Source organism: Rothia nasimurium (assembly GCF_928381705.1).
Taxonomy (GTDB): domain Bacteria; phylum Actinomycetota; class Actinomycetes; order Actinomycetales; family Micrococcaceae; genus Rothia; species Rothia nasimurium_G.
In genome coordinates this window covers 113,577-139,341 of the sequence record NZ_CAKMSR010000001.1, presented here as the reverse complement: position 1 = coordinate 139,341, position 25,765 = coordinate 113,577, and the positions used below count along the sequence as shown (strand labels likewise).

Here is a 25,765-nt window from a genome sequence, read left to right as displayed (position 1 = left end):
CATGTCAACCACCGCACTCGGCATGCCCAAGGTCCGCCACGGCGTCGGCAACATCTTCGAATTCGAGCCCTTCCCCGAATACGCAGAGAAGGAACTCCAGAACGAGCAGCTGCGCGCCAACCTGGGCTTTGCTACCCACAAGATCCGTAACAAGCGCGCCGCCGTCATCTCAGAACTGCCCGACTGGCAGGATCTGCGTACCGCAGGTTCCATGATCAAGCAGAAGGTCATGGCCAACCTCGACACCTACCTCGAAGAGTTCGAAAAGAACTTCACCGCCCGCGGCGGCCACGTACACTGGGCCCGCGATGCCCACGAGGCCAACGAAATCGCCCTCAAGCTGATCCAGGCTGAAGGCGTCACCGAGGTCAACAAGATTAAGTCAATGGCCACCGCCGAAACCGGCCTCAACGAGTTCCTCGAAGAGCACGGCATCCACGCTATTGAAACCGACCTGGCAGAAGAAATCGTCCAGCTGGGCGACAACGACCGCCCCTCCCACATCCTGGTGCCCGCAATTCACCGCAACCGCACCGAGATCCGCGACATCTTCCTCAAGAAGATTGAGGGCGTCAACCCCAACCTCACCAACGACCCGGCAGAGCTGGCAGAAGCCTCTCGCTTCCGCCTGCGCGAGAAGTTCCTGACCAACAAGGTCGCCATCTCAGGCGTCAACTTCGGTATCGCCGAAACCGGCACCATGACCATCGTTGAGTCTGAGGGTAACGGCCGTATGTGCCTGACCCTGCCCGATACCCTCATCACCTTCATGGGCATCGAAAAGCTGCTGCCGACCCTGCAGGACCTCGAGGTCTTCACCCAGCTGCTGCCCCGCTCGTCCACCGGTGAGCGCATGAACCCCTACACCTCCATGTGGACCGGTGTAACCCCCGGTGACGGCCCCCAGAACCTGCACGTCATCCTGATGGACAACGGCCGCACCGCAGCCCTGGCCGACCAGGTTGGCCGCCAGGCCCTGCACTGCATCCGCTGTTCAGCCTGCATGAACGTCTGCCCCGTCTACGAACGCGCAGGCGGCCATGCCTACGGCTCTACCTACCCCGGCCCCATCGGCGCAATTCTCTCCCCCCAGCTGGGCGGTATCGAGAACCAGTACAACTCCACCCTGCCCTACGCGTCCTCCCTCTGCGGCGCCTGCTACGAAGCCTGCCCCGTCAAGATCAACATCCCCGACGTGCTGGTTCACCTGCGCGGCAAGGCCGTTGATCACGAAAAGGCTCAGGGTGAGTTCGCAGGTGGCAAGAAGGAACGCCACGTGCAGATGGACGCCATGATGTTCGGTGCCAAGAAGCTCTTCAGCTCAGGTGCCCTCATGGCCCTGGCCACCAAGGGCCTGCCCGCCTCCAAGCTGATTACCGGCAAGAAGGGTAAGATCACCAAGCTGCCCGGTATCGTCGGCGGCTGGACCGAATACCGCGATATCCCGGCACCCCCCAAGACCTCCTTCCGTAACGAGTGGAAGAAGGAGCGCGGCTCCGCCCCCAAGCGTGTAGGCGGCGAACGCGTTGACCTGCAGGCCATTATTGCCGCCAACCAGGCCAAGATTGCCGAGGCCCACGCCAACGCTGAGACCGCTAACCCCATCGCCCCCAAGGAGGCCAACTAATGTCTGATGCAAAAGCAGAAATCCTGGGCCGCATCCGCGCCTCCCTCTGGGACAACCCCCAGCCGGCTGAGCCCGTCCGCGCCTACCGCCGCGAAAGCGACAAGGGCGCCGAGGAAATCATCGAGATGCTGGTCGACCGCCTGATCGACTACAAGGCTAACGTCTACCACGAGACCGAAGAGACCATCGCCGCCCGCGTGGGTGAGCTGCTCGGCAAGTCCTCCCGCTACGTGGTGCCCACCGGCCTCAAGACCGAGTGGCTGCCCGAAGACACCGCAGCCCGCTCCCGCGTGGTTGACTCCGGCAACGCCAACAAGCCCGGAGCCCTCTCCGTGCGTGAACTCGACGCTATCGACGCGGTTGTTACCTCTTCAACCGTCTCCTGCGCTGAAACCGGCACCATCGCCCTCAACAGCGCCGAGACCGAAGGCCGCCGCGCCATCACCCTGGTGCCCGACCACCACATCTGCGTGGTTCCCGTGGACACCATCGTGGAGCTGATCCCCGAGACCGTGGCTCGTCTGAACTTCGACAAGCCCATCACCTGGATCTCAGGCCCCTCAGCGACCTCAGACATCGAGCTGATCCGCGTTGAAGGTGTGCACGGCCCCCGTACCCTGGACGTCATCATCCTTAAGTAGGCTGATACCCGCTCTGCGATAGAAAGGGCCCCCTTGCTCAGGCAAGGGGGCCCTTTTGCTGGGTACTCCAAGGGGGAGCTAGGAATTCGGACGCTTGATGACGGGAAGAGCGCCCGTTGCCGCCCGCACCGCGGCGGCCCGCTCTAGTTTCTTAGCGCTGCGGCGCTGCCGTGAGCTTGAGCCGCCAGAGGCATCCGGGTGGGAATCGGCGTCCTTACGCCCCACAGCCCCGATGGCCGAGGCCCACAGGGGGAAGAGAAGGACGGTCAGCGCCCCACCTGCCACCAGCAGGGAAGCGTTCTGTTCGCTAAGCAGGTCGTTGGCCAGCGCCACCTCGGTGACAGCCACAATGATGGGCAGGCCCGCCGCAGAGTAGAGCCCCAGCTGGAGCTTTTCCTGCACGGTGGTGAGCCCCGAACCGGTATCGAAGAACTTTTCAGCGGTAAAGACCGGCAGGCCGCGCACCACCAGAATACCGAGCACAATACCGGCAAGAAGCAGCGGCTGCTCCCAGATGACCGACACCTTGATGCCCATACCCGAGCTCACGAAGAAGAGGGGAATGAGGAAGGAAAAGCCCAGGGCCTCAAGACGCTTGGAGAAGGGCTCAAAGGCACCATCGGGGGTAAGGGAGCGCAGGATGATGCCGGCAGCAAAAGCGCCGAGCACCACATCGAGCTCAAAGACCGCGGCGACCATCATGAGGGTAGCCAGAAGGAACATAGCCAGGCGGAGCATGGTCTGGCTGGTGGTGTTAGCCTCAGCTGCCATGGTGCGGCGCAGGCCAGGAATATGCTCAAAGAGGCGGTGGGGTACAACCGCTGAAATGACAGCAATGACCATAAAGGCCAGCAGAATCAGCACCGCAACCCAGGGGGCATGCGATGAGAGCAGCAGGGACATCGCAAAGATAGGGAGCAGCTCACCGATAGCCCCGTGCACCATCACCCCGTCACCGACTTTCGTGCCCGCCTTACCGTGGCTTTTGAGCAGGGGCAGCAGGGTGCCCAGGGCGGTAGAACTCAGGGCAATACCGATGACCGCGTAGGTAGAGAAAGTACCCGAAAACTGGGAGAGGCTCATCGCTAGAACCAGGCCGAGGGTGAAGCTCACCAGCCAGGAGCCCACAGCGAAAGCCCCCTGGCGTCCGCGCAGGGCTCCGGCGTTAATTTCGTAACCAGCCAGCAAAAAGAGCAACCCTAGCCCCAGATCTTTGACCAGGGCAACCCCGCCGTCGGTGCTGGCAAACCCTAGCACCTGCGGGCCAATGAGTACGCCGAAGATAATCAGGAAGACAACATCAGGGATTTTCTTCTTCACCAGGGCGGACGCCAGGGGCGCCAGTAGGGCAGCGGCAGCTATCCAGAAGATAGAAACATACTCGCTGGTCGCCGAAGAACCGGCGGCCAGAAGGACGACGTCGGTGGAGTGGGTGCTCATAGTGACTTTCAAAGAGGTGAGGGGCAACCTAACCAGTGTGCCATGGGTGCCCCTGCCCACGCAGGGTGGCGGGGCAGTGTTAGGCTAAAGCAGGTATTTATTGAGGAGTATTGCGTGACCGACCTAAAAACCGCAGGCCGTGTTATCGGTATTGACCTGGCTCGCTGTGCTGCCCTGATCAGCATGTTTATTGCATACTGTGCTCCAGTCAGTGGCCCCAGGGATGTCCTAAATCTCAGCGAGTTCTTGGCCACCCCGCTCTTTGCCTTCCTCTTGGGGGCAGGTGCCCTCTTTTCGTCTCAGCGTATGAGCTTCCCCGCCCTCTTCGCCTCCTCGGTGGTGCGAGCTATCGCCCTGGTTGCTGTGGGGCTCTACATCGGTACCTGGGGCGCCCAGGTCGATATCGTGCTGGAGTACCTGGGGGTATTGAGCCTGCTCATGGCCCCTCTTGTCTTCCTACCCTCCTGGGCCCTGGCCCTCCTGGCTGCGGGCAGCTGGTGGTTTGCGGCGTCCGCCCGGACCTACTTCCAGCCCCAGGCTATGCAGGCATCTCTCGACGGCAGCTACACTGCCTACCTCTACGAGTGGATGTTCACCGGCCATAACTATCAGGTCTTCACTCTGCTCACCTATGCCTGCGTGGGGGCTGTGATTGCTTCCCTGATTGAGCGCTGGGGCGTGTGGGGCGATGTGGCTCTGGCCCTGTTAGGTAGCCTGGCTACCGGTGGCCTCTTCTGGTACTCCCGCTTTGCTGTGGCTGAGTTCCTTCCCTACACCTCCAGCCGGCTTGAGATTGCCTTTAGCCTGGCAGCCTGCCTGGCGACCGTGGGCTGGTGCTGCCTGCTGGCGCGCGCTCTAGCTGGGCGGGAGCACCTGGCCGGTGCCCTGGTGGGAGCCGGGCGTATGACCCTTTCCCTCTACGTGCTCCAGATTGCCGTGCTGGCCCTGTACGCTAACTACGCCCCGGCCTACGGCCTGCCTGCCTCCGATAACTCCTGGGCCATGATGTTCGGCCTGATTCTGGGTGCCCTGCTCTTTGCCTGGGCCTGGCAGCGCCTGCTTGGGCAGACCTTCTTGCGGCGCGGCCCGCTTGAGACTCCCTTAGCCTGGGTCTCTGGCAGGGGGTAAACTCTCAGTATGCATACTTCTTCTTCGGAAACCGGCTCTATCAGGGCCGGTTCCTCTTCACGCACCTGGGTGCGGGTTGCTCTTGCCGTCCTATTGACCCTTACCTGGCTTGCTGTGGCGGGTATCGGCGGGCCCTACTTCGGAAAAATCTCCGAGGTCTCGACCAATTCCCAGACCGACTTCCTGCCGGCGTCCGCTGAATCTACCCAGGTGGTAGAGCAGCAGGGCGATTTCCTGGGTACCGACGCGGTGCCCGCTATTCTCGTCTTTGAAGCCGACGGCTCCCTCACTGACTCCCACCAGACCTACCTGGAGGGCCTGACCGACCAGCTGGCGGCGTCCGGAGCCTTCACCGGTGAAAGCTCACCCGTGATTTACTCAGAGGACGGCCGGGCGGCCGAGCTCATTCTCCCTATCTCCACCGACCTCGAAACCCGAGAGGTCGTTGACGCTATCCGGGCAGAGATAGCCCAGGCCCCCGACGGCCTCACCGGCTACGTGACCGGCCCGGCTGGCTTCTCGGCCGACCTGGTTGAGGCATTTGGCGGTATCGACGGCATCCTGCTGGCAGTTGCCCTCATTGTGGTCTTTGTGATTCTGCTGGTGGTCTACCGCTCACCCCTGCTGCCCATCATCGTGCTGACCAGCTCGATGGTTGCCCTCTCGGGTGCTATCTTCGTTATCTGGCATATGGCGAATGCCGGCTGGGTGATGATTAACGGTCAGGTGCAGGGAATCCTGCTGATTCTAGTGGTTGGTGCTGCAACCGACTACTCCCTGCTCTATGTAGCCCGCTATCGCGAAGCCCTCACCCAGTACGTTTCGCGCTGGGACGCTACCCGGGCTGCCTGGCGCGGGTCCCTTGAGCCGATTCTGGCCTCCGGCGGTACGGTGATTGCGGGCCTGCTGTGTCTGCTACTCTCTGAGCTGTCGTCGAACAAGGCCCTGGGACCCGTGGCAGCTACCGGCATCGTGCTGTCTATGCTGGCCTCGCTGACCTTCCTGCCCGCCGTCCTGGCCCTGCTGGGCAGGGTAGCCTTCTGGCCTGCCCGTCCTCGCTATTCCGCTGAGGTTAAGGACGCCTCAGCCGGCTTCTGGGCAAAAATTGCGGCTTTCGTGTCGGGCAAGCCCCGCACAGTCTGGCTGGTTACGGCTCTGGTGCTGGCTATCTTCGCCGGCTTTTCTGCGACTTTCCAGGCCAATGGGGTGCGCCAATCTGACCTGGTGCTGGGGCAGTCTCAGGCACGGGATGGCCAGAACGTGCTGGCTGAACACTTCCCCGGTGGCTCAGGCTCCCCGGCAAATGTAATTGTGCCTGCTGCTGAGCAAGATACCGCAGTGGCTGCCCTTGACGGGCTCGATGGGGTGAGCTCCATTGCCGCGGTTGCCCAAGACTCGCCTGCTGGCACCGTGCCGGTGGGGGCGTCCGCTGAGTCAGTGCCGCCGATTTTTGCCGGTATTGCCCCCACTGAAGTTGAGGGGCGCGTCATGCTCCAGGTGACCCTGGCTGACCCCGCCGACTCGCCGCAGGCAGAAGAGACCGTGCGCCAGATGCGCGAGAGCCTGGCCAACGCAGCTCCCGGATCCCTGGTGGGTGGAACCACCGCGTCTGACCTCGATACCATCGACAGCGCCCAGCGCGACCGGGCCCTGATTATCCCGGTAGTGCTGGTCGTTATCACCCTGATTCTGATGGTTCTGCTGCGCTCAATTCTGGCACCGCTGATGCTGGTGGCTGCCACGGTGCTGTCTTATCTCACCGCTCTCGGCGTCTCAGCCTTGGTCTTCAACCACGTTTTCAATTTCCCCGGTGCTGACCCCACCGTGCCCCTCTACGGGTTCGTCTTCCTCGTCGCTCTGGGTATTGACTACACCATCTTCCTGATGACCCGCGTGAGAGAAGAAGCCCTGCATCGGGGTACTAAGAGCGGCCTGCGCACAGCCCTGGTAGCAACAGGCGGTGTGATCACCTCAGCCGGTATCGTTCTGGCGGCCACCTTCGCAGCCCTGGGCGTTATCCCGCTGATTTTCCTAGCCCAGCTCGCCTTCATCGTTGCCTTCGGCGTGCTACTCGATGCCACTGTAGTGCGAGCCCTGCTCATACCGGCACTCGTTGAAGATATCGGCAAGAAAATCTGGTGGCCTTCAAAGCTCTCCCGCTAAGGCCTTAGCACAGAGCCTATCTGGCCGGGTGAAGCCACCTGCCAGGCCCATAAAGAAGGGGCCTCCCTGCTGTACAGGGAGGCCCCAATGTCTTGAGTTGAGCTGGCTTAGGCTGCCAGGAACTTGAGGTAGTCAGCCACGAACTGATCAACGTTCTTCTGCTGCTCTTCTTCTAGCTCCAGCTTGCCGGTGCCCCAGGCTTCACCGGGAATACGGATGCCCAGGCCCTCGCCCTCCATCAGGTCAGCGCGGACGTAGGGAACCAGATTGCGCAGGTTCTCGCGCACAAACTTGCCGTAGGTTGAGTTAGCAACCGAAGCTACACCGACCTTCTTGCCGTTGAGAACGGTGGGGGTGGTGTTGTCACCCGCGATGACGGCGCGTGAGGCCCAGTCAATCAGGTTCTTGAGACGGGCAGGGTAGGAGCCGTTGTACTCGGGGGAGACCAGAATCAGGCCGGCCGCGTTAGCGATGTCGGCGCGCAGCTTCTCGACGGAAGCGGGGGCGGGGAACTCGGAGTTCTGGCTGAGCAGGGGGACAGCTGAGAAGTCGTAGACCTCGGCGCTCTGCCCTTCGTTTTCAAGGGCTTCAACGAGCTGCTCTGCCAGCTGGGTGTTGAAGGAGCCGTCGCGGTCAGAGCCTGAGATAACGAGAACTTTCTGTGACACTGGTTTTCCTTTCACATTTGCATTTTTCTTTAGACTACACCCTATAAACTTTACAATGCAAGTATTTATGACGCTGTGTGACCCTATGGGGGCAAAAGCGGGCAACAAAAAACCGCCCCCGGCTAGAACCAGGGGCGGTTATGCTTGGTCGGGATGACAGGATTTGAACCTGCGGCCTCGTCGTCCCGAACGACGCGCGCTACCAAGCTGCGCCACATCCCGATTGTTGCGTATAACAACCTCTCAAGTATAGCGCGGTGGTCTTAAGCCTGCCAAATCACCCCGATTTAGCCCTCGGTACTGTTGTTCTCTTCCCAGGCCCGGGCCATGGCGGCAAAGCGTCCGCCGGCCTCGACCAGGGCGGCGGGGGAGCCGTCCTCCACCACGCGTCCGTCCGACACTACCAGCACCCGGTCGGCGGTAAGGACCGTGGAGAGGCGGTGCGCAATCGCCACAGAGGTGCGCCCCGCCAGCAGGGACTCAAGCCCCTGCTGTACCAGCTTTTCGGTGGGAATATCGAGGGAGGCGGTGGCTTCATCGAGAATTAGGACGGCCGGGTCGGCCAGGAAGGCCCGGGCAAAGGAAATGAGCTGACGCTGGCCCGCAGAGACCCGCCCACCGCGCTTAGAAAGGTTGGTATTGAAACCCTGGGGTAGGCCGGTGATGAAATCGTAGGCCCCGACCTTGCGGGCAGCCTCGAACACCTCTTCATCGCTGGCGGCCGGGTTGCCCAGGCGGATATTGTCGGCCACGGTGCCCTTGAAGAGGTAGGCCTCCTGGGTGACCATGACGACCTCACGGCGCAGCTGCTCATCGGATAGGTCACGCAGGTCTACCCCGTCGAGGGTGAGCTGCCCGTGGGTGACATCGTAGAACCGGGCAATGAGTTTGGCGATGGTTGATTTACCGGCGCCGGTTTCGCCCACCAGGGCTAGGCGCTGCCCGGCAGGGATGTCGAGATTCAGACGGTGCAGGGTGGGGCGTCCTTCGACGTACTCAAACTCAACCTCGTCAAAGATCAGGTGGCCGCTTGCGGGAGCGGTTCGATGGGCCGGACGCTCGGGCTCGGCTACCTCAGGCTCTTCAGCGAGAAAGCCTGAGACTTTTTCGAGGGCAGAGACCGCTGACTGGAACATGTTGTAGTAGTCCGAGAGCATGAAGATAGGTTCAAAGACCCGGTTGGCGTAGATGACCAGGGCTAGCAGGGTTCCGGCCTGCATGGCCCCGCCCAGAATGGAGTAGCCACCGATGACGAGCACAATGGCAACAAAGGTGTTGCCCAGGGCTTGAAGGGCTGGCATGTAGGTGCCGTGCACCTTGATGGACTGCATAACCCGCACCCGGTAGTCCTCGGCAGCGTCCGCGTAGGCTGCGCGCGAGCTTGCCTCGGCGCGGAAGGCCTTGACGGCGCGTAGGCCTGTGAAGGTCTCGGCAAAGCGGGAGATGATGCGGGCGGACGCCACCCGCTGGGCCCGGTAGGCCAGCTCAGATTCGCGGCGGAACCAGGCAGTGAGCCAGGCGACGGGGAGCATCATCACCAGTAGGGCGAGGCCAGCTCGCCAGTCCATGAGGCAGAGGGCCACGATGGTAAAGGAGATGGAGAGCAGCATGGCTGCAAGCTCAGAAAGCCCCGAGTCGAGGAACTGCCGAATCGTATCGAGGTCGCTGGTGAGGCGGGAGATTACACGGCCCGAGGTGTAGGTGTCGTGGAAGCCTACCGAGAGTTTTTGGGCGTGCTCAAACATACGCTGGCGCAGGTCAAAGAGCACCTTTTGGGAAATCTTGTAGGTGAGCAGAATGTTGGTGTAGGTCGCTAAGCCGGCCACGACCGCTGCAGCTACATAGAGGGCAGCTAGGGTGATGGCATAGCTGCTGTCCCCGGCGAGAAGAGGCTCCAGGGCATCGTTAATGGCAGTGGAAATCAGCCAGGGCATGGCGGTGGTCAGGGCGGTTGCCAGGATGACCAGGAAGAGCGTGAAGAGCAAATGACCCCGCACCGGCCGTAGGACATCAAGCAGAAGGGCAACCGAGCGCTGCCGCACCATCTTGGCCTCTTCGCGGCTGAGGGTGATCTTGTCTTCGGCATCGGAAATCTTGTGTGCTGCCACGGTGCTAGCCCTCCTTGCTCTCGTGGGCTGGAGCCCCGGCATCCTGCCCTGCGGTAGGCATGGTGGTGTCGGTGCTCATGAGGTCGCGGTAGACGGGGTTATCCAGAAGCTCTGTATGGGTGCCCACCGCTGCCACCTGCCCCTGCTGCAAGAGCACAACCCTGTCGGCCAGGGCCACCGTAGAGGGCCGGTGGGCTGTGAGCAGGGTGGTGGTTTCGGTCAGCTCCTGTTTGAGCAGGCCCACCACCTTTTCTTCGGTGGTCACATCGAGAGCCGAGAGGGGGTCATCCAGCAGCAGGACGGCCGGGGCCGCAGCAATAGCGCGGGCCAGCGAGAGGCGCTGACGCTGCCCCCCTGAAAGACTCATGCCCTCTTCACCAATCACGGTGTCCAGCCCCTGCGGAAGCTGGTAGACATAGTCGGCAGCCGCTATGGTCAGGGCCCGGTGGAGTAGGGCATCTTCCTGGTCGGGGCTGAGCCCGCTACGGTCAACCCCCAGCAGGACGTTCTCCCGCACGCTGGTTGAGAATAGCAGGGGGTCTTCGAAAGCGATTGACACCTGGGAGCGGAGCTCCGGCAGAGGCAAAGAGGCAATATCTCGGCCGTTCAAGCTGATACTGCCTGAGGTGGGCTCATACAGTCTTTGCACCAGCTGCAGGACGGTAGACTTGCCCGACCCGGTTGAGCCCACCAGGGCAATAATCTCCCCCGGCTGCACCTGCACAGAAAAGCCGGTGAGCACCTGCTGCTCCTGCTCCCCGTAGCTGAAGGTGACGTCCTTAAAATCGAGGCGGGCAGCTGCCGCCTCGGGGCGCTCGCGGTGGGCGGGCAGAATGTCGATATCTTCACCGGCCGCGCCCACCATGACCTGGCGGTGGCGGTCCATTGAAACGCTCGACGCCAGGTACATAGAAATCAGCATGCCCGAGCGCTCCACCTGGGTGAAGAGGATGGTGGCGGTGGCGAAATAGCTGGTGAGGGCGCCGACAGTCATGACGCCGGTGCTCACCAGGTGCAGGCCCCAGAGCAGGGCTATGCAGAGGGAGGCCCCGCTGATGAAGGTGCTCTGCATACGGACCCGGCCCATAGCCCTACCGCGCGCAACTTCAAGGTCAAGCAACTCTAGGGACTCTGCCCTGAACCCCGCCAGGGCGTGCGGGCCGCGCCCCAGGGCCTTGAGCACGCGTAAGCCCTGCACCGATTCTTCGACGGTTGTTGCCAGGTCGCCGGTACGTTCTTGGGCCTTGCGGGTCAGGGTGCGGAAGGTCAGCACAAATCGCCAGACGCAGAAGAGGGTCAGCGGCATGCTGGCCAGGAAGATCAGACCCAGCTGCCAGGAGCCGGTAAACATGTAGAAACTGCCGACGGTTACCTGGACGGCCACGGTAATAATTTGGATCAGGCCGAAGGCTGTCCAGCGGCGAATGGTGCCCAGGTCGCTCATGGCTCGGGTGAGCAGCTGACCTGAGGGCCAGCGGTCATGGAAGGCCACGGGGAAACGCAGCAGGCGGTCAAAAAGGTCAATGCGCATGGTGTTCTCAACCGTGCTGGCAGGCTCAATAACCAGCTGCCTGCGCAGGAAGAAAAGGGCTGACTGAGCCAGACCCAGGGCAAATACCAGGGCACCGCCCGCCCAGACTGCTCCCACCGTGGGCTGGTCGGTGAGCATGGCATCGACAATCCAGCCCAGCACCTGGGGAATAGAGATAGCGATGATAGCGGCGGTGAGTGCCACGAAAAGACCGCAGACCCAGCGGACGCGAATGGGGCGGGAGTACTGCCAGAGGGTGATGTCCTGCTCGGTGCGGGCACCGGGTGGCACAGGGGGAGGGGTTGGTATGGGGGAGACGCGCAGTAGTCGAGAAGCCATAGTAATCTATCTTACATTTGCATTCCTGCAAAAACCAGATAGATTACCTGGCGGTTAGGGTCACCAGTACGGCTTCGGGCGGGCAGAAGAGGCGCACCTGGGCATAGCGTGAGGTGCCCAGGCCAGCCGTCACCTGCACGGGCACGTCCCCCTGGTAGGAGAGACCCTTGGCCCGGGCCGGTGGCAGATCGCAGTTGGACACCAGGGCCCGCCCGCCGGGCAGGCAGACCTGCCCGCCGTGGGTGTGGCCGGCAAAGATAGCCTGGGCGCCGTCGTCCGCAAAGCGGTCGAGGGTGCGCAGGTAGGGGGCATGGCAGACACCCAAGCGGACGCTCGGGCCCGGCTCCGCATCGAAAGCGGTGGGGGAGAAGCCGGGGTGGCGGTCGTACTCCAGGTGAGGGTCGTCCACCCCAGAAAACTCTAGGCGCAGCCCTCCAAGGGTGAGCGTCTCGTAGCGGTTGATCAGCCCTATCCAGCCGCGGGCATCGAAGGCATCGTGCATCACCTGGGTGGGGAGTACCGCGCGGGTTTGGTCGTTGGCCTCGTCCCCGGTGTTCTTCTTCCAGAGGTAGCGGGCCGGGTTTTTGGGCACCGGGGCAAAGTAGCAGTTAGAGCCGGGCACATAGACACCCGGGAAATCCAGCAGAGGGTCCAGGGCCTCTAGTAGGGCGGGAAGACCGTCGAGATGGGAGAGGTTATCGCCGGTATTGATGACCAGGTCAGGCTCTAGCTCGGCCAGAGAATGCATAAAGGCGGTTTTCTGGGCCTGCCCCGGAATCATATGCATATCCGAGATATGCAGAATCTTAAAATCGGGGCTACTTGCCGGCAGAATCGGCAGGGTTTCCCTACGTACCTGGAAGTTATTGAGCTCAATAAAGTGGGCATAAGCGGCCGTGGCGGCCCCAGCTACAGCACCCGCTGCCAGAACCCCTGAAAGGGTCTGAGCCAGGGTGCCAGCTGAAGCCGCCACGCCACGAGAATTCTGAGAATTCAAGGGAGTCCTTACTGGTTAGTACCAAGAACCGTGTTCGAGGGGGTATCGAACTTATCGGTGTTGTAGTTCTTAGCCTGGGCCTGCATGAACTTCTGCCACTGGGCACCTGCGTAGGTGGCACCGTCCACGTAGCTCAGAACCCTACCGTTGATGGAAAGGCCGTTGAGGGGGCGAGAGGTGTTTTCTATGCTGCCCACCCATGACGCGGTGGAAAGGCCGCGCGTGTACCCCACGGTCCAGGTCTGGGCAGAGTTATCGGTGGTACCGGTTTTAGCAGCGGACGCATCGGTCAGGCCAATGCCGCGCTGGTAACCCGAGCCGTCCACCAGAACCTGCTTGAGCACATAGTTCACACCGTTGGCAACGTCCTCTTCAAGTACGCGTTCGCAGGTGGACTCATAGGTCTTGACCTCGGTATCGCCCTTGCTGACCTTTTCCAGCGACATGGGCTCGCAGTAGGTGCCACCACTGGCAAAGGTTGCATAAGCCGAAGCCATAATCAGCGGAGTGGTACCGCGTTCCCAACCACCCAGAAGATAGGCGGGGCGGGTAATAGTGTAGGGGTCTGAACCGGTGCCGTCGGTGATGCGGAGCTTGGCTCGCAAATCGTTGATGGCACAGGCATCAGTAACCGAAGCCATCTTAATGGCGTAGGAGTTAATGGAGTTCTTCAGACCGTAGGCTACAGTGCCCCAGCTCTGGTTACCGCCTTCAGAATTGGTAAAGACGTACCCTTCCTCATCCTCAGAGGTAACGTAGCCGTTTTTTTCACAGGTAGCGGGCCAGCGGAAGTCCTTGGGGTAGCTCAGTGAGGTGCCGTCAATAGTAGCGTTGACGCCCTTACCGTCTTTAATCCACTGGGCCAGAATCACGGCCTTGAAGGTAGAACCCGGCTGGAAGCCTGCTGTACCACCGTGATCCACATCTGCATTGAAGTTGAAGTAGTTATCAGCAAAGTTGCTCGTATCAGAAGGGCCGTAGCCGGAGTTCTGGGCCATGGCAATAATCTTGCCGGTACCGGGAGCAACGGAAACGAGAGCGGCGCTGACGCGATCGGGGTTGTTGGTGGAAGGCTGGGTGGCCTCAACCTGGGTCTTGGCGTCCTTCTGGGCATCAGGGTCAACGGTGGTAACGATCTTGTAGCCGCCGCGGTAGAGGGCATTTTCACGGTCCTCTTTGGTGGCACCGTAGGTCTCGTCACCCAGGAAATCAAATATTGCGTACCTACAGAAATGCGCAAAGTCGCCGGCGGTTGAGCAGCCCATGGGGGTGGTGTGAATATCGAGAGTAATCTCTTCGTTCAGGGCATCCGAGTATTCGTCCTCGGTAATCTTGCCGTCGCGGAGCATAGTGCCCAGCACCACATCGCGACGTTCCTTGGACAGTTCGGGGTTAACATCGGGGCGGTAGACGTTAGGTGAAACCACCATGCCCGCCAGAATTGCCGATTGGGAGATGCTGAGCTCTGATGCTGAAATGCCCCAATAGTAGTAGGCTGCGGCCTCTACACCGTAGTTGGAACCACCCAGGTTGATGATGTTGAGGTAGCCCTCAAGAATCTGGTCCTTGGAGAGATTCTGCTCCATCGAGATGGCCAGCTTAAATTCCTTGATCTTATCAAGGTAGTCCTTATTAGCACCCAAGGTACCTGCCTCGGTGCCTGCCTGCTCAGCGGCATCAATCAGAAGGTTATTGACGTACTGCTGGGTCAGAGTAGAAGCACCCTGACGGGCTTCAGGGTTAATGATGTTGTTGACCAGGGCACGCGCGATACCCATGGGGGAAACCGCACCGTGCTCGTAGAAGTTACGGTCCTCGGACGAAAGAATCGCGTCCTTCATATGTTGGGAAATGTCGTCCAGCGCCACCTCGGTACGGTTCTGGGCATAGTAGGACGCCAGCTCAGTTTTTCCGTCATTTGCGTAGATGACGGACGGCTGAGAGAGCGGTCCGTCACTCAGGGAGGCGGGCAGACTCTTAAACCAGTTCATTGATGCATTAATGGATGCACTGAGAGCTGTAGCGGGCGGCACCATAATCAGCGCCGCAATAAAACCGGCAATGATGCTCAGCGCAATAAACTGAACAAGGTCGCCGGGACTACGGCGCCTCTTTCGCACATTCTTTGAAGAAGCCATTGCATCAGTTTATCGGCTCAGGGCGAAAAGCGCACCGGCATGCATGTCACAGCCACCCAAGAAAAACCTGTGAGAGATGTAAGAGTCGTCTTTTTAGCCCCGGTGGTCTAGGCTTGGTGCTATGGAAAAATGGGAATACGCAACAGTGCCCCTGATGATTCACGCAACCAAGCAGATCCTCGATAACTGGGGTGAAGACGGCTGGGAGCTCGTTACCGTGCTCCCCGGTGCCCCCGCTCCTAGCGGCGCCACTCCCGCCGGAAACATGGTTGCTCCCACTCAGGGTAATCCGATCGCCTACTTCAAGCGCAAGAAGGCTAGTAACTAAATACTCACACCAGAACCGGGTTCAGGCTGACCATAGCCACGAGCCCGGTTTTTGGCCCCTAGAAACATTGCTTTTCAAGAAGGTATACCGTGTCAAAGATCGAAGACCGCCTCAAAGAACTTGGCTACGACCTGCCCGAGCTGGCAGCCCCGGTAGCCGCCTACGTTCCTGCCGTCACCAGCGGTAACTACGTCTACACCTCGGGCCAGCTGCCTTTCGTTAAGGGCGAGCTGCCCGCCACCGGTAAGGTCTCCGACTCCGACGCCGAAGGCTTTATAGACCCCGAGACCGCCCAGAAACTGGCTAGCCTCTCAGCTCTGAACGCCCTGGCTGCCGTCAAGTCCGTTATCGGCGATCTTGACCGCGTCACCCGCGTGGTCAAGGTGGTCGGCTTCGTTTCGTCAGACCCCTCCTTCACCGGCCAGCCCGCCGTCATCAACGGGGCCTCCCTGCTTTTGGGCGAGGTCTTTGGCGAGGCAGGCGTGCACGCCCGCTCAGCCGTTGGCGTGCCGGTACTACCGCTGGACTCCCCGGTAGAAGTTGAAATCATTGTGGAATATGCCTAGCCAACCCATGTATACCGGCGCCCTCAAGCGGGTGCCGCCGCCGGCGTCCGCCCCCTATGTCTCGGCGGCGGCTCCGGCCCCCAAAACCCACCCCATCCCGTCAAGCCAGCAGGAGTCAGCCCGTACCTGGCTCGATGAAGGAGAGTGCACCCCGCGCGCGGCCAAGCCCGCAGCCGCGGTTGTTTTTGTGCGTGATGGCGCCTCAGGGCCCGAAACTTTTATGACCTACCGCGTGAAATCGCCCATGGGGCGGGTTGCCTTCCCCGGCGGGTTAGGCGTGCCCGAGGACGCCGCCCCTACCGGCTGGGTGGGGCCCGGTGGTGACTACTGGGCTAAGGCTTTTAGCGAGGACGACCTGGGGGCAGCGCACGCAGTTGTGGTCACCGCAGTGCGTGAGCTCTTTGAAGAGACCGGTGTGCTGCTAGCAGGTAGCGGAGAGCTCTCAACCATCGAACTCACTAGCGGGCACGAATGCATGGCTTCCCGCCAGGCCGTTGCCCAGCAGGATAAGACCTTTGCTGACTACCTTGAACGCCGGGGCCTGAAGATTCGCGCCGACCTGCTCAAACCCTTAGCTCGTTGGCAGTCGCCGGGCTTCTTCCACAAGCGCTACGACATTCACTACTTCACCTGCGCGGTGCCGGTGGGGCAGAACCCCTCCCTGCTAGCTGGCAAGGGTATCTGGGGGCGCTGGGTGAACGTGCGTGACCTGGTTGCCCACCCCACAAGCGTGGAGCTCGGTAATGAAATTGGGCAGGAGGACACCATCGGGGTTCCCTTCCAAGAGCTAGTGACCCCCGGCGTCATGTACCTGCTTGAACAGCTGGCTGCCTCATCGGGGGCGGTAGCCTTTCTGGCTAAACGACGTCAGGTTTCCCTCTACCTGCCCGAGGTCAAGCAGGACGCCGCTGGCACCTGCTACCTGGCGGTGCAGGAGAAAAAGGTCTAGTCGTGCCCCTCAAGCATCAGGCCCCCAGCCCAGTACCCATCTCGTTCTCACAGAGACTTACCAGATGGGCGACCCTGGGGGCCTGCTTTCTTTTGGTGGTGATTGCCGGTGGCCGGTATGGGGTGGACGCGTTGGGTTTCTTGCTCATCCCCGAGGTTGGTCTTTTCTGCCTGGGGCTTTTTTACCTGGCGGCCCTTACCTTACTGGTGTGTGGTACCGCCTATATCCTCAAGAGCCTGGGAAAAATCCCCCAGCCAGATGGAGCTAGAAGCAGCACCCTGGTCTTGCTAACCACCTGGTTCGCCCAAGGACTTCTGTTCTTGCTGGCAAGTGCTCTTGCCCTATTGATGACTCTTTTCTTTATCTTCTTGTTGGTGCTGGGCAACAACTGGACGCGCTACGAGATTGAGGGAAAAACCTATTACCAGGTCAGAACCCCATTTGGGGGTGACTCCTGCAGGCAGCTAGAGCAGACCTACCTGATATTTGCCCGTGACCTTGGCGATAGCTATGTCTGCTGGTACAACAACTACGACGGTAAGGCCACCCCCACACCGCCGAGCAGCCTGGATGAGATTCGGGTGCCAGATGCCTTCACTCCGTCCGCACCCTCAATGCCTGCCCCCGAGCCCACCGACCAGCCCTACACTCCCGCTCCGCTTACCCCGGTTGAGGCTGAAAACGTCACCGACATCGACGAGAGCGGAACCTTCGGCCTGGTTCTGGCCAACAGCAACGACATCTACGCCGCAACCTACACCGACCAGGGTCACTGGCTTATGGGCGGAAAAATCTCTACGGTTGGAGCCAAATCCCTAGAGCTCTGCGGTCACCAGCGCCTCAGTAAGACAGTTCTGGTCTACTGCCAAGCCCGGGCCGAAGGGGCCACACTGCTGACCAGCGCAGATAACGGGCTCACCTGGACTACCCACGAGCTAGACCCAGCCGCCTCCTACCTGTTAGAGGCCCACTACACTAACGGAACCTACACCCTTGAAGTTGGCTATCCGGCCTGGGTTCCCTCAAGTAGCACCACCCTCATCACCTCATCCGACGGCCTCACCTGGCAGACCCGCTAACCACCGGCGTCCGCCCCTGCCCGGGGTAGGTGCAAAAAACCGGGTGGTCAGCTAGAGCTGACCACCCGGTTTTAGAGTATTGAGAGCAGGCCGGACGCCCGCCCCACCTTAGCGGGAGCGCTGGCGCAGACGCTGCAGGTCGAGGATGACCACAGCGCGAGCCTCCAGGCGGATCCAGCCACGGGAAACGAACTCGGCCAGGGCCTTGTTCACGGTTTCGCGGGAAGCGCCGACCAGCTGGGCCAGCTCTTCCTGGGTCAGTTCGTGGGCAACCAACACACCGTCGGTGGCGGGGCGACCGAAACGGTCAGCCAGGTCAAGCAGGGCCTTGGCAACGCGACCGGGAACGTCTGAGAAGACCAGGTCAGCCAGGTTCTCGTTGGTACGGCGCAGGCGGCGGGCCAGGGCCTGCAGAACCTGGGCGGAGATGTTGGGGGACTTCTCCATAGCCTTACGCAGGGACTCGTGCTTGACACCTGCCAGGCGGGTCTCAGAGACAGCGGTTGCGCTGGTTGAGCGGGGTGAGGGGTCGAACAGGGCCATTTCGCCGAAGATTTCGCCGGGGCCCATGATAGCTACCAGGTTCTCGCGGCCATCGGAAGCGGTGCGACCCAGCTTCATCTTGCCTGAGATGACGAAGTAGAGCTGGTCGCCCTGGTCACCTTCGTAGAAGAGGGTAGCGCCGCGTGAAAGGTCGACTTCGGTGATGTCTTTGGTTAGCGCTGCAAAGGCTTCGTCGTCGAGTGAAGCGAACAGCGGAGCACGGCGTAGTACTTCAATATCCATGGTTCTCTTTTACTCCTGATGTGGATCTAAAGGGCGATTCGAGTGCAGTGCCCTGTACACACAGGGCGGGCAGACTTCTAAGCATAGTCTTTGCCTAGTTCATCACACAGCACTTTTATCTGTGACATATTCAACTAATACGAGCCTACAGGATATTTGATGCTTTCGATACCCAAAGCGCCTAGAGCTTAGTCCCTTCACCGAGAATTTTTCCTGAGTTTCCGCCTATTTTTTCAGGTTGGACGTGTAGGCTGTGGTATTCCTGTGAGGGCTGAGTCCCGGCAGAGCTCCCAGCGTCCGCTCGGCCTATTTTTACTGAGGCGGCATAGGGTGGAGCCTAGCCCGTTTGGCCTTCCCCGTTGAATGGAGAATCATGACCGTTCTTGACTGGGTCATTATTGCTATCATTGCCCTCTACTTCTTGGCCGGTGTACGGCAGGGGCTCTTTGTCACCCTGGGTACCTTTGTTGGGTTTGTGCTGGGTGCGGTTGCAGCTATGTACGCCACCCCCTGGGTCATTGACCAGGTTGATTCACGGTGGTACCTTCTTGCCGGACTGGGTACAGTGCTCGCCTGTCTGGTGCTGGGGCAGACCCTGGGTATGACCCTGGGTAGCGCAATCCGCAGGGCAAGCGACCGCACGCCCCTGCGCGGTCTAGAGCGACTTGCAGGCGGTGTTCTCAACATGGTGCTGGCCTCGCTGGTCATCGTGACCGTGGTGCTGGTCGTCCGCCCCCTGGGTATCCCAGCGGTTACCGCCCTCGCCGCGGAATCTAAGGTGGTGACCTGGATGATGCAGGTGACCCCGGCGTCCGTGCAGGAAAAAGTAACCGAGGTTCGGGGCCAGATTGTGCAGGCCACCGGCCTGCCCGAGATTTCTCAGCTGCTTTACCCCGAGCAGTCCGCCCCGCTCGGCACCCTTGAAACAGCTGCGCTGGAAGAAGCTGGCTGGTCGGTGGTGCAGGTTGTGGGTGCAGCCCAGGCTTGTAATTACACATCTGAGGGTTCGGGTTTCGTGGTGGACGGTGGTCTAGTGGTCACCAACGCGCACGTGGTTGCGGGCGTGAGCACCCCTACCCTGCTGAGCCGCGACGGTCAGGCTGCAACGGGCGATGTGGTCTACTACGATACTGAACGCGATATCGCCATTATCAGCGCCCCCGACCTGGCCCTCGCCCCCCTGGCTCTGAACGAAGCCGAGGTCGCTTCGGACACCGAGGTTGCCTTTATGGGCTACCCGGGCGGCGGCCCCTTCGCCAGCCGGGCAGCGATTGTCCAGGGGCTCGGCTACACCCAAACCATCAACGCGCAGACCGGGGAAACCAACCCCTCCCGCCTGGTCTACCAGCTAGCTGCCCAGGTTCAGCAGGGTAACTCCGGCGGTCCTGTGCTCACCGAGGATGGGCAGGTCATGGCTATGGTCTTTGCTAAGTCGACCCAGAGCCAGACCGGCTACGCTGTTCCGGCCTCGCAGATCATTGAGGCTCTAACCCAGGTCAGCGCAGCCTCACCCGAGGTTGCCACCGGCCAGTGCGTACCTAACTAGGGCTTCGCGGTCTGGGTGGGGCGGGCGTACAGAAGATAAACCGCTAGCCCCACCCCCAGCAGAAGTAACCCGCCTGCGATAGAGGCGGGCGGCAGCGTCCCCACCACCAAGCAGCAGCCCGCTGCCCCGGCAACCTGCAGGGCGCGCGGGTAGCGGCGGTAGGGGGCTGTTTGTGTGAAGGCTGCCAGGTTCGCCACGCAGTAGTAGAGCAGCACGCCAAAGGATGAAAAGCCGATAGCACCGCGCACATCAAAGAACAGAATCAGGGTGGTCACAGCCACCGCTACGGTGATCTCTAGCCGGTAGGGCACCCCGTAGACCGGGTGTAGGTGCGCAAAATAGGCGGGCAGGTCGCGGTGGGCAGCCATGGCGTGCCCGGTGCGGCCGATACCGGTGATAAGGGCCAGCAGGGCTCCGAGCGCACCGATGGAAGCCGCGATACCCATGAGGGCGCTCAGGGGTGCGGACGACCCTACCGCCGCAGCCAGCGGGGCGGACGTTCCTGCCAAGCCCGCATAACCCAGCTGGTGGATGAGCGCGAGGGCAACTAGCAGGTACAGGGTGCCCACCAGCGTCAGGGCAATGATGATAGCCCGCGGAATGATGCGGGCGGGGTCTTTGACCTCTGACCCCATGGTGGCAATACGGGCGTAGCCGGCGAAGGCAAAGAAGAGCAGGCCAGCGCCCTGCATCACCCCGTAGATAGTTGTCACCGGGCTAGTGGGTGTGGCGGACGCTCCCGCCCCGGCTCCTGCGTTTGGGCTGGTGATCGCCGGGTCGGGGGCTACCCCGAGTAGGACTGCCCCGAAAAAGACGGCCAGGGCTAAGAGCACCAGCGTAACCAGGATTTTAGTGAGGGCCGCGGTACGGGTGATACCCCTGTAATTGACAGCTGTGAGGGCAGCAACTGCTGCGATAGCCAGGAACTTTTCATAGCCCGGTGCCAGATAAGCGGCAAAAGTCATGGCCATAGCGGCGCAGCTGGCCGTTTTACCGATGACGAAGCACCACCCCGCCGCAAAGCCCCAGATGTGGCCGAGCTGGCGGCTGCCGTAGATGTAGGTACCGCCTGATTCGGGGTGCTGGGCGGCCAGCTGGGCCGAAGAGGTCGCATTAGCGAAGGCGAGAAAGGCAGCTAGGGCTAAGGAGAGCAGCAGCCAGTTCCCAGCTGCTGCCGCTGCCGGCGCGAAGGCAGCAAAGAGGCCAGCCCCAATCATGGACCCGGCACCGATGCAGACGGCGTCGGTGAGGGTCAGCTGTGCCCGAGGTTGGGTAGCCATCGTGCCGAACTAGCCCAGGTGGCGGGCTAGGAAGGAGAGCGCCAGCTCGTAGCCCTGGGCACCTGCACCTGCAATCACGGCGGTCGCCTGTGGTGAGACGTAGGAGTGGTGGCGGAAGGGCTCCCGCTTGTGCACGTTAGAGAGGTGCACTTCGACAACCGGCAGCTCGGCCGCTTCGAGGGCGTCGTGCAGGGCCACAGAGGTGTGGGTGTAGGCGGCCGGGTTGATGATGATACCGGCGGACGCGGTACGGGCTGCCTGGATTGCGTCGATGAGGTCGCCCTCGTGGTTGGACTGCATGAAGCTGATCTCGTAGCCCAGCTCGGCGGCTTGGACGCGCAGGGTTGCTTCGATGTCGGCTAGGGTGGTGCGCCCGTAAATCTCGGGTTTGCGCACGCCGAGCAGGTTGAGGTTGGGGCCGTTAATCACGGAGATATGTCGTGGTGCAGTCTGTGGTGTTGCCATAGGTTCTAGTTTTTCACACGAAAACGCCCGCCTCCAGCTTGCAGCCATAGATGGAGCACACTGGGGCGGGCGTTTAATCAAAGAACACTAACTTCGATAGATGTGGGGCATGCGTGCCAAAGCCGACTGGCTGGGGCTGGCATGAATTGCTTGCGAGCCAGCAAGAAGGTTAGTCGGCGGGCACGCATGCCCCACATCCTGTTATATCGCGCTGCTAACCCTTCTTGAAGTTAGCCTCGATAGCTTCCATGACGGTGGGGTCTGCCAGGGTGGTGGTGTCGCCGACCGGGCGGTCTTCGGCGACGTCCTTGAGCAGGCGGCGCATGATCTTGCCGGAGCGGGTCTTGGGCAGATCATCCACAATCAGCACGCGCTTGGGCTTGGCAATCGGGGAGATTTCGACGCCCACGTGAGCGCGAATCTGCTCTGCCAGCTCGGTCTCGTCGTGCCCTGCTGCCTTGGCCTCGTCGTTGAGGATGACGAAGGCCATGACGGCCTGGCCGGTGGTCTCATCGGCTGCACCAACAACCGCTGCTTCGGCGACGGCGGGGTGGGAGACCAGAGCTGATTCAATCTCGGGGGTGGAGAGGCGGTGGCCGGAGACGTTCATGACGTCGTCCACACGGCCCAGGACCCAGAGGTCGCCGTCGGCGTCGCGCTTGGCGCCATCGCCGGCGAAGTACATCTTTTCGAAGCGGGACCAGTAGGTGTCGACGAAGCGGTCGTCGTCGCCCCAGATGGTGCGGAGCATGGAGGGCCAGGGCTCGCGGATGGTCAGGAAGCCGGACTGCTCGTTGGGCAGGGACTCGCCCAGGTCGTCCACCACGTCGATGGTGATGCCGGGAATGGGCTGCTGGGCGCTGCCGGGCTTGGCTGCGGTGATGCCGGGCAGCTGGGAGACCATAATTGCACCGGTCTCGGTCTGCCACCAGGTGTCGACGATGGGGCACTTGCCGCCGCCGATGACGCGGTGGAACCAGCGCCAGGCTTCGGGGTTGATGGCTTCGCCCACGGTGCCGAGGACGCGCAGGGTAGAGAGGTCGTACTGGGCGGGGATGTCCTCGCCCCACTTCATCATGGTGCGGATAGCGGTGGGGGAGGTGTACATGATGGTCACCCCGTACTTCTGCACGATTTCCCAGAAGCGGCCGCGGTGCGGGGCATCGGGGGTGCCTTCGTAGATGACCTGGGTGGAGCCGTTGACCAGGGGGCCGTAGGCGACGTAGGAGTGGCCGGTGACCCAGCCGACGTCTGCGGTGCACCAGTAGATGTCGGTTTCGGGCTTGAGGTCGAAGATGTTCTTGTGGGTGAAAGCGCCCTGGGTGAGGTAGCCGCCGGTGGTGTGCAGAATACCCTTGGGCTTACCGGTGGTGCCGGAGGTGTAGAGGATGAAGAGGGGGTCTTCGGCGTTCTGGCGGGAGGGTTCGTGCTCGGTGGACTGCTCGGCGACCAGCTCGTGCCACCAGACGTCGCGGCCCTCAACCCAGTTGATATCTTCGCCGTTGCGCTTGACGACCAGAACCTTTTCGACCGAAGAGCCCCCCTTGGCCAGGGCGGTGTCGACGGCGGGCTTGAGCATGGAGGGCTTGCCGCGGCGGAAGGAGCCGTCGGCGGTGATGACCAGCTTGGCTTCGCCATCCTCGATGCGGGAGAGCAGGGCGTCGGCTGAGAAGCCGCCGAAGACGACCGAGTGCACAGCGCCGATGCGGGCGCAAGCCAGCATGGCGATCACAGCTTCGGCAATCATGGGCATGTAGATAGCAACGCGGTCGCCCTTAGAAACACCCAGGGATTCGATGCCGTTGGCTACGCGGGAGACCTCGTCCTTGAGCTCTGCGTAGGTGTAGGACTTGGTGTCGCCGGGCTCGCCCTCAAAAAGGATGGCGGTGCGGTCGCCGTTACCTGCTTCAACATGGCGGTCTACGGCGTTGTAGCAGGCGTTGAGCTCGCCGTCTGCGAACCACTTGGCGAAGGGCGGGTTGGACCAGTCGAGGGTTTCGGTGAAGGGCTTGTACCAGGTGAGCAGGTTGCGGGCCTGTTCTGCCCAAAATTCGGTGCCTTTTTCTTTGGCTTCTTCGTAGATGCCGGGCTGAGCGTTGGCCTGGGCTGAGAATTCGGCGCTGGGGGCGAAGACGTCCTGGGTGTCGGTCATGGTGTGCCTTCCTGTTCTGTGGGGCGCGTCATTGATGTGCGCCACAAACGGACTTTTTCTCACCTTAGCGCACCCTGTAGCGCTAGTCACAAATTTGTGCGTTCGTGTTACGCGAAATCAGGACGCCAGTGGCAGCTAACCCGGGTACCGCAAGGACGGGCGGCGGTAGGCTTGGGTATATGCCCCTACATGCCGATGTACCTCTTAGCCCTGACGAGCTCGCCCAGCTTGAAACCCGCTCTGTACCCGAGCCCAAGGCGCGAGCGTCCGCCCGAAAGCACGCCCGCGCGGCAGCTCGCGGTGAGGCCGAAAGCCCCCTAGCGCTCACCCGTCGTGCCCGCAAAATCAACCGTATTTTGGGGGAGACCTACCCCTATGCGGTTGCCGAACTCGATTTTGATAACCCCTTTGAGCTCCTGGTAGCTACCGTGCTCTCAGCCCAAACCACCGATGTGCGCGTGAATGCCACCACCCCCGAACTTTTTGCCCGCTACCCCGATGCGGCGGCGTTGGCGTCCGCCCGAATCGAAGACGTGGAAGACATTGTGCGGCCCCTGGGCTTCTACCGCTCCAAGGCCAAAGCAATCGTGAATCTGGCTGCCCAGCTGGTGGCAGATCACCGCGGGCAGGTACCGGGCAGGCTTGAGGAACTGGTGAAGCTCCCCGGGGTGGGGCGAAAAACCGCTTTCGTGGTGCTGGGTAATGCCTTTGGCAAGCCGGGAATTACCGTCGATACCCACTTCGGCCGCCTAGCCCGCCGCTTTGGCTTTACCACTGAAGACGACCCCGTTAAGGTCGAACGCGACGTCGCCGAGCTTTTTGAACCCAAGGACTGGACGCAGCTTTCCCACCGGCTGGTCTACCACGGCCGCCGCATCTGTCACGCCCAAAAACCGGCCTGCGGGGCCTGCCCCGTTGCCGACCTCTGCCCGGCTTACGGCAGCGGTGAAACCAACCCGGTGGCGGCAGAGAAACTGCTCAAGTACGAGATGGCCCCGGGGCGTGAGCGCCTGCACCTGCGCTTTGTGCAGGGCGCTACCCGTCGTCAGCTGCGGGAAGAGGGGTGGACGCTCAGTGCTTAGGAAAAAGATATCAGGGGAAGAGATAGCGGGGCAGCACCCTGCCCTAGCGGCCCTGCAGGAGTTGGCGGAGCGGGCCCCGAGCGTTGTGCGCCCCGAGGATTCGTGGCCGATTGGGCAGATGGACCCGGGCACCGTTAAAGAGGCTGCTGTGCTGGTGCTGATGGGGGTGCTTGATGAGGCTCCGGCGCAGAATACCGGGTGCGGCACGGTTGCGTCAGACCTTGACCTCTTGGTGCTGGTGCGGTCGGACTCCTTGCGTCACCATGCCGGCCAGCCTGCCCTACCCGGCGGGCGGATCGACCCTGAGGACTACGACGAGGCATCCCGTACCGGCCGAACCGTCCAGCAGGTGGCTGCCCTGCGGGAGGCTGTGGAAGAGACCGGCCTGCAGGCTGAGGGGGTGCGCCTGCTGGGCCAGCTCCCGGCGGTTGATCTGCCGGTGAGTAACTACCGGGTGACTCCCGTGCTGGGCTGGTGGGACCTACCGACCCCGGTGGAGGCAGTAGACCGGAATGAGTCAACCCTGGTGGTGCGCGTACCGGTGGCAGACCTGCTGAACCCGGCTAACCGGCTGACGATGACGGTGACTCGCGGCCGGACCAGGCACAAATCCCCGGCTTTTGAGGTAACCGGCAACTTCGCCCCCTTTATCATCTGGGGATTCACCGGCAACCTGCTGTCCCGCGTCTTTGAAGAGCTGGGCTGGGAAGAGCCCTGGGATAAGAAGCGCACCCGGGAAGCTGGGAGTTAGC

Annotated in this window: 21 protein-coding genes and 1 tRNA gene; 11 read left to right on the top strand and 11 right to left on the bottom strand. The window is 61.6% G+C overall.

Annotation, left to right across the window (positions count from 1 at the left end):
* Position 1: 1 nt before the first annotated feature.
* The gene (locus tag L6762_RS00670) at positions 2-1,627 is read left to right on the top strand and encodes a LutB/LldF family L-lactate oxidation iron-sulfur protein (protein WP_237185091.1); all 1,626 of its coding nucleotides are present in this window, start codon (positions 2-4) and stop codon (positions 1,625-1,627) included.
* Positions 1,627-2,268: a LutC/YkgG family protein gene (locus tag L6762_RS00665; RefSeq protein ID WP_237185090.1), complete on the top strand. Its 642-nt coding sequence runs from the start codon at positions 1,627-1,629 to the stop codon at positions 2,266-2,268. The genes L6762_RS00670 and L6762_RS00665 overlap by 1 nt, the downstream gene beginning before the upstream one ends.
* Positions 2,269-2,346: 78 nt before the next feature.
* On the opposite strand, the gene L6762_RS00660 is transcribed toward L6762_RS00665, so the two are convergent.
* On the bottom strand, positions 2,347-3,708 hold the full coding sequence (locus L6762_RS00660) for a cation:proton antiporter (RefSeq protein ID WP_237185089.1): 1,362 nt from the start codon (positions 3,706-3,708) through the stop codon (positions 2,347-2,349).
* A gap of 114 nt (positions 3,709-3,822) precedes the next feature.
* Here L6762_RS00660 and L6762_RS00655 point away from each other — a divergent pair, with 114 nt between their 5' ends.
* Complete coding sequence (locus tag L6762_RS00655; protein ID WP_237185088.1) at positions 3,823-4,836, top strand: hypothetical protein; 1,014 nt, start codon at positions 3,823-3,825, stop codon at positions 4,834-4,836.
* A 9-nt stretch (positions 4,837-4,845) separates the two neighbouring features.
* Positions 4,846-6,999 carry an MMPL family transporter gene (locus tag L6762_RS00650; protein ID WP_237185087.1) on the top strand — a complete coding sequence of 718 codons (2,154 nt, stop codon included), beginning with the start codon at positions 4,846-4,848 and terminating at the stop codon, positions 6,997-6,999.
* A gap of 107 nt (positions 7,000-7,106) precedes the next feature.
* Here the strand turns inward: L6762_RS00650 and L6762_RS00645 are convergent, their stop codons facing one another.
* The 6 genes from L6762_RS00645 to L6762_RS00620 form a co-directional block, all read right to left on the bottom strand.
* Positions 7,107-7,667, bottom strand: coding sequence for an NADPH-dependent FMN reductase (locus tag L6762_RS00645; protein WP_237185086.1), 561 nt, complete (start codon positions 7,665-7,667; stop codon positions 7,107-7,109).
* Positions 7,668-7,812: 145 nt separating this feature from the next.
* A tRNA-Pro gene (locus L6762_RS00640) sits at positions 7,813-7,889 on the bottom strand.
* Positions 7,890-7,954: 65 nt separating this feature from the next.
* Positions 7,955-9,712 carry an ABC transporter ATP-binding protein gene (locus L6762_RS00635; RefSeq protein ID WP_237185274.1) on the bottom strand — a complete coding sequence of 586 codons (1,758 nt, stop codon included), beginning with the start codon at positions 9,710-9,712 and terminating at the stop codon, positions 7,955-7,957.
* 67 nt (positions 9,713-9,779) lie between these two features.
* Positions 9,780-11,645: an ABC transporter ATP-binding protein gene (locus L6762_RS00630; protein WP_237185085.1), complete on the bottom strand. Its 1,866-nt coding sequence runs from the start codon at positions 11,643-11,645 to the stop codon at positions 9,780-9,782.
* 43 nt (positions 11,646-11,688) lie between these two features.
* Positions 11,689-12,618, bottom strand: coding sequence for a metallophosphoesterase (locus L6762_RS00625; RefSeq protein WP_423817072.1), 930 nt, complete (start codon positions 12,616-12,618; stop codon positions 11,689-11,691).
* A 32-nt stretch (positions 12,619-12,650) separates the two neighbouring features.
* Positions 12,651-14,780, bottom strand: coding sequence for a transglycosylase domain-containing protein (locus L6762_RS00620; protein ID WP_237185084.1), 2,130 nt, complete (start codon positions 14,778-14,780; stop codon positions 12,651-12,653).
* A 121-nt stretch (positions 14,781-14,901) separates the two neighbouring features.
* Here L6762_RS00620 and L6762_RS00615 point away from each other — a divergent pair, with 121 nt between their 5' ends.
* The 4 genes from L6762_RS00615 to L6762_RS00600 all read left to right on the top strand — a co-directional run bounded on the left by L6762_RS00615 (position 14,902) and on the right by L6762_RS00600 (position 17,702).
* Positions 14,902-15,108: a DUF4177 domain-containing protein gene (locus tag L6762_RS00615; protein ID WP_185174154.1), complete on the top strand. Its 207-nt coding sequence runs from the start codon at positions 14,902-14,904 to the stop codon at positions 15,106-15,108.
* Between the two features lie 89 nt (positions 15,109-15,197).
* Positions 15,198-15,674 (top strand): RidA family protein, encoded by a 477-nt coding sequence (locus tag L6762_RS00610; protein ID WP_237185083.1) that lies wholly within the window; start codon positions 15,198-15,200, stop codon positions 15,672-15,674.
* Complete coding sequence (locus tag L6762_RS00605; RefSeq protein WP_237185082.1) at positions 15,667-16,623, top strand: NUDIX hydrolase; 957 nt, start codon at positions 15,667-15,669, stop codon at positions 16,621-16,623. The genes L6762_RS00610 and L6762_RS00605 overlap by 8 nt, the downstream gene beginning before the upstream one ends.
* Positions 16,624-16,625: 2 nt before the next feature.
* Complete coding sequence (locus L6762_RS00600; protein WP_237185081.1) at positions 16,626-17,702, top strand: hypothetical protein; 1,077 nt, start codon at positions 16,626-16,628, stop codon at positions 17,700-17,702.
* A 108-nt stretch (positions 17,703-17,810) separates the two neighbouring features.
* Here L6762_RS00600 and L6762_RS00595 read toward each other — a convergent pair whose 3' ends face one another.
* Complete coding sequence (locus L6762_RS00595; protein WP_237185080.1) at positions 17,811-18,488, bottom strand: Crp/Fnr family transcriptional regulator; 678 nt, start codon at positions 18,486-18,488, stop codon at positions 17,811-17,813.
* Positions 18,489-18,861: 373 nt separating this feature from the next.
* Here L6762_RS00595 and L6762_RS00590 point away from each other — a divergent pair, with 373 nt between their 5' ends.
* Positions 18,862-20,034, top strand: a complete 1,173-nt coding sequence (locus tag L6762_RS00590; RefSeq protein ID WP_237185079.1) for a MarP family serine protease — start codon at positions 18,862-18,864, stop codon at positions 20,032-20,034.
* Here the strand turns inward: L6762_RS00590 and L6762_RS00585 are convergent.
* The 3 genes from L6762_RS00585 to acs all read right to left on the bottom strand — a co-directional run bounded on the left by L6762_RS00585 (position 20,031) and on the right by acs (position 23,931).
* Positions 20,031-21,314 carry an APC family permease gene (locus L6762_RS00585; RefSeq protein WP_237185071.1) on the bottom strand — a complete coding sequence of 428 codons (1,284 nt, stop codon included), beginning with the start codon at positions 21,312-21,314 and terminating at the stop codon, positions 20,031-20,033. The two genes, L6762_RS00590 and L6762_RS00585, sit on opposite strands and share 4 nt — an antisense overlap.
* 9 nt (positions 21,315-21,323) lie before the next feature.
* Positions 21,324-21,779 carry a type II 3-dehydroquinate dehydratase gene (gene aroQ, locus L6762_RS00580; protein WP_237185069.1) on the bottom strand — a complete coding sequence of 152 codons (456 nt, stop codon included), beginning with the start codon at positions 21,777-21,779 and terminating at the stop codon, positions 21,324-21,326.
* Positions 21,780-21,993: 214 nt separating this feature from the next.
* Positions 21,994-23,931, bottom strand: a complete 1,938-nt coding sequence (gene acs, locus L6762_RS00575; protein ID WP_185174160.1) for an acetate--CoA ligase — start codon at positions 23,929-23,931, stop codon at positions 21,994-21,996.
* Between the two features lie 179 nt (positions 23,932-24,110).
* Here acs and nth point away from each other — a divergent pair, with 179 nt between their 5' ends.
* Entirely contained in the window at positions 24,111-25,013 is a 903-nt protein-coding gene (nth, locus tag L6762_RS00570; protein WP_237185067.1) for an endonuclease III, read from the top strand.
* On the top strand, positions 25,006-25,764 hold the full coding sequence (locus L6762_RS00565) for an NUDIX hydrolase (RefSeq protein WP_237185066.1): 759 nt from the start codon (positions 25,006-25,008) through the stop codon (positions 25,762-25,764). The genes nth and L6762_RS00565 overlap by 8 nt, the downstream gene beginning before the upstream one ends.
* The last annotated feature ends 1 nt before the right edge of the window (position 25,765 follow it).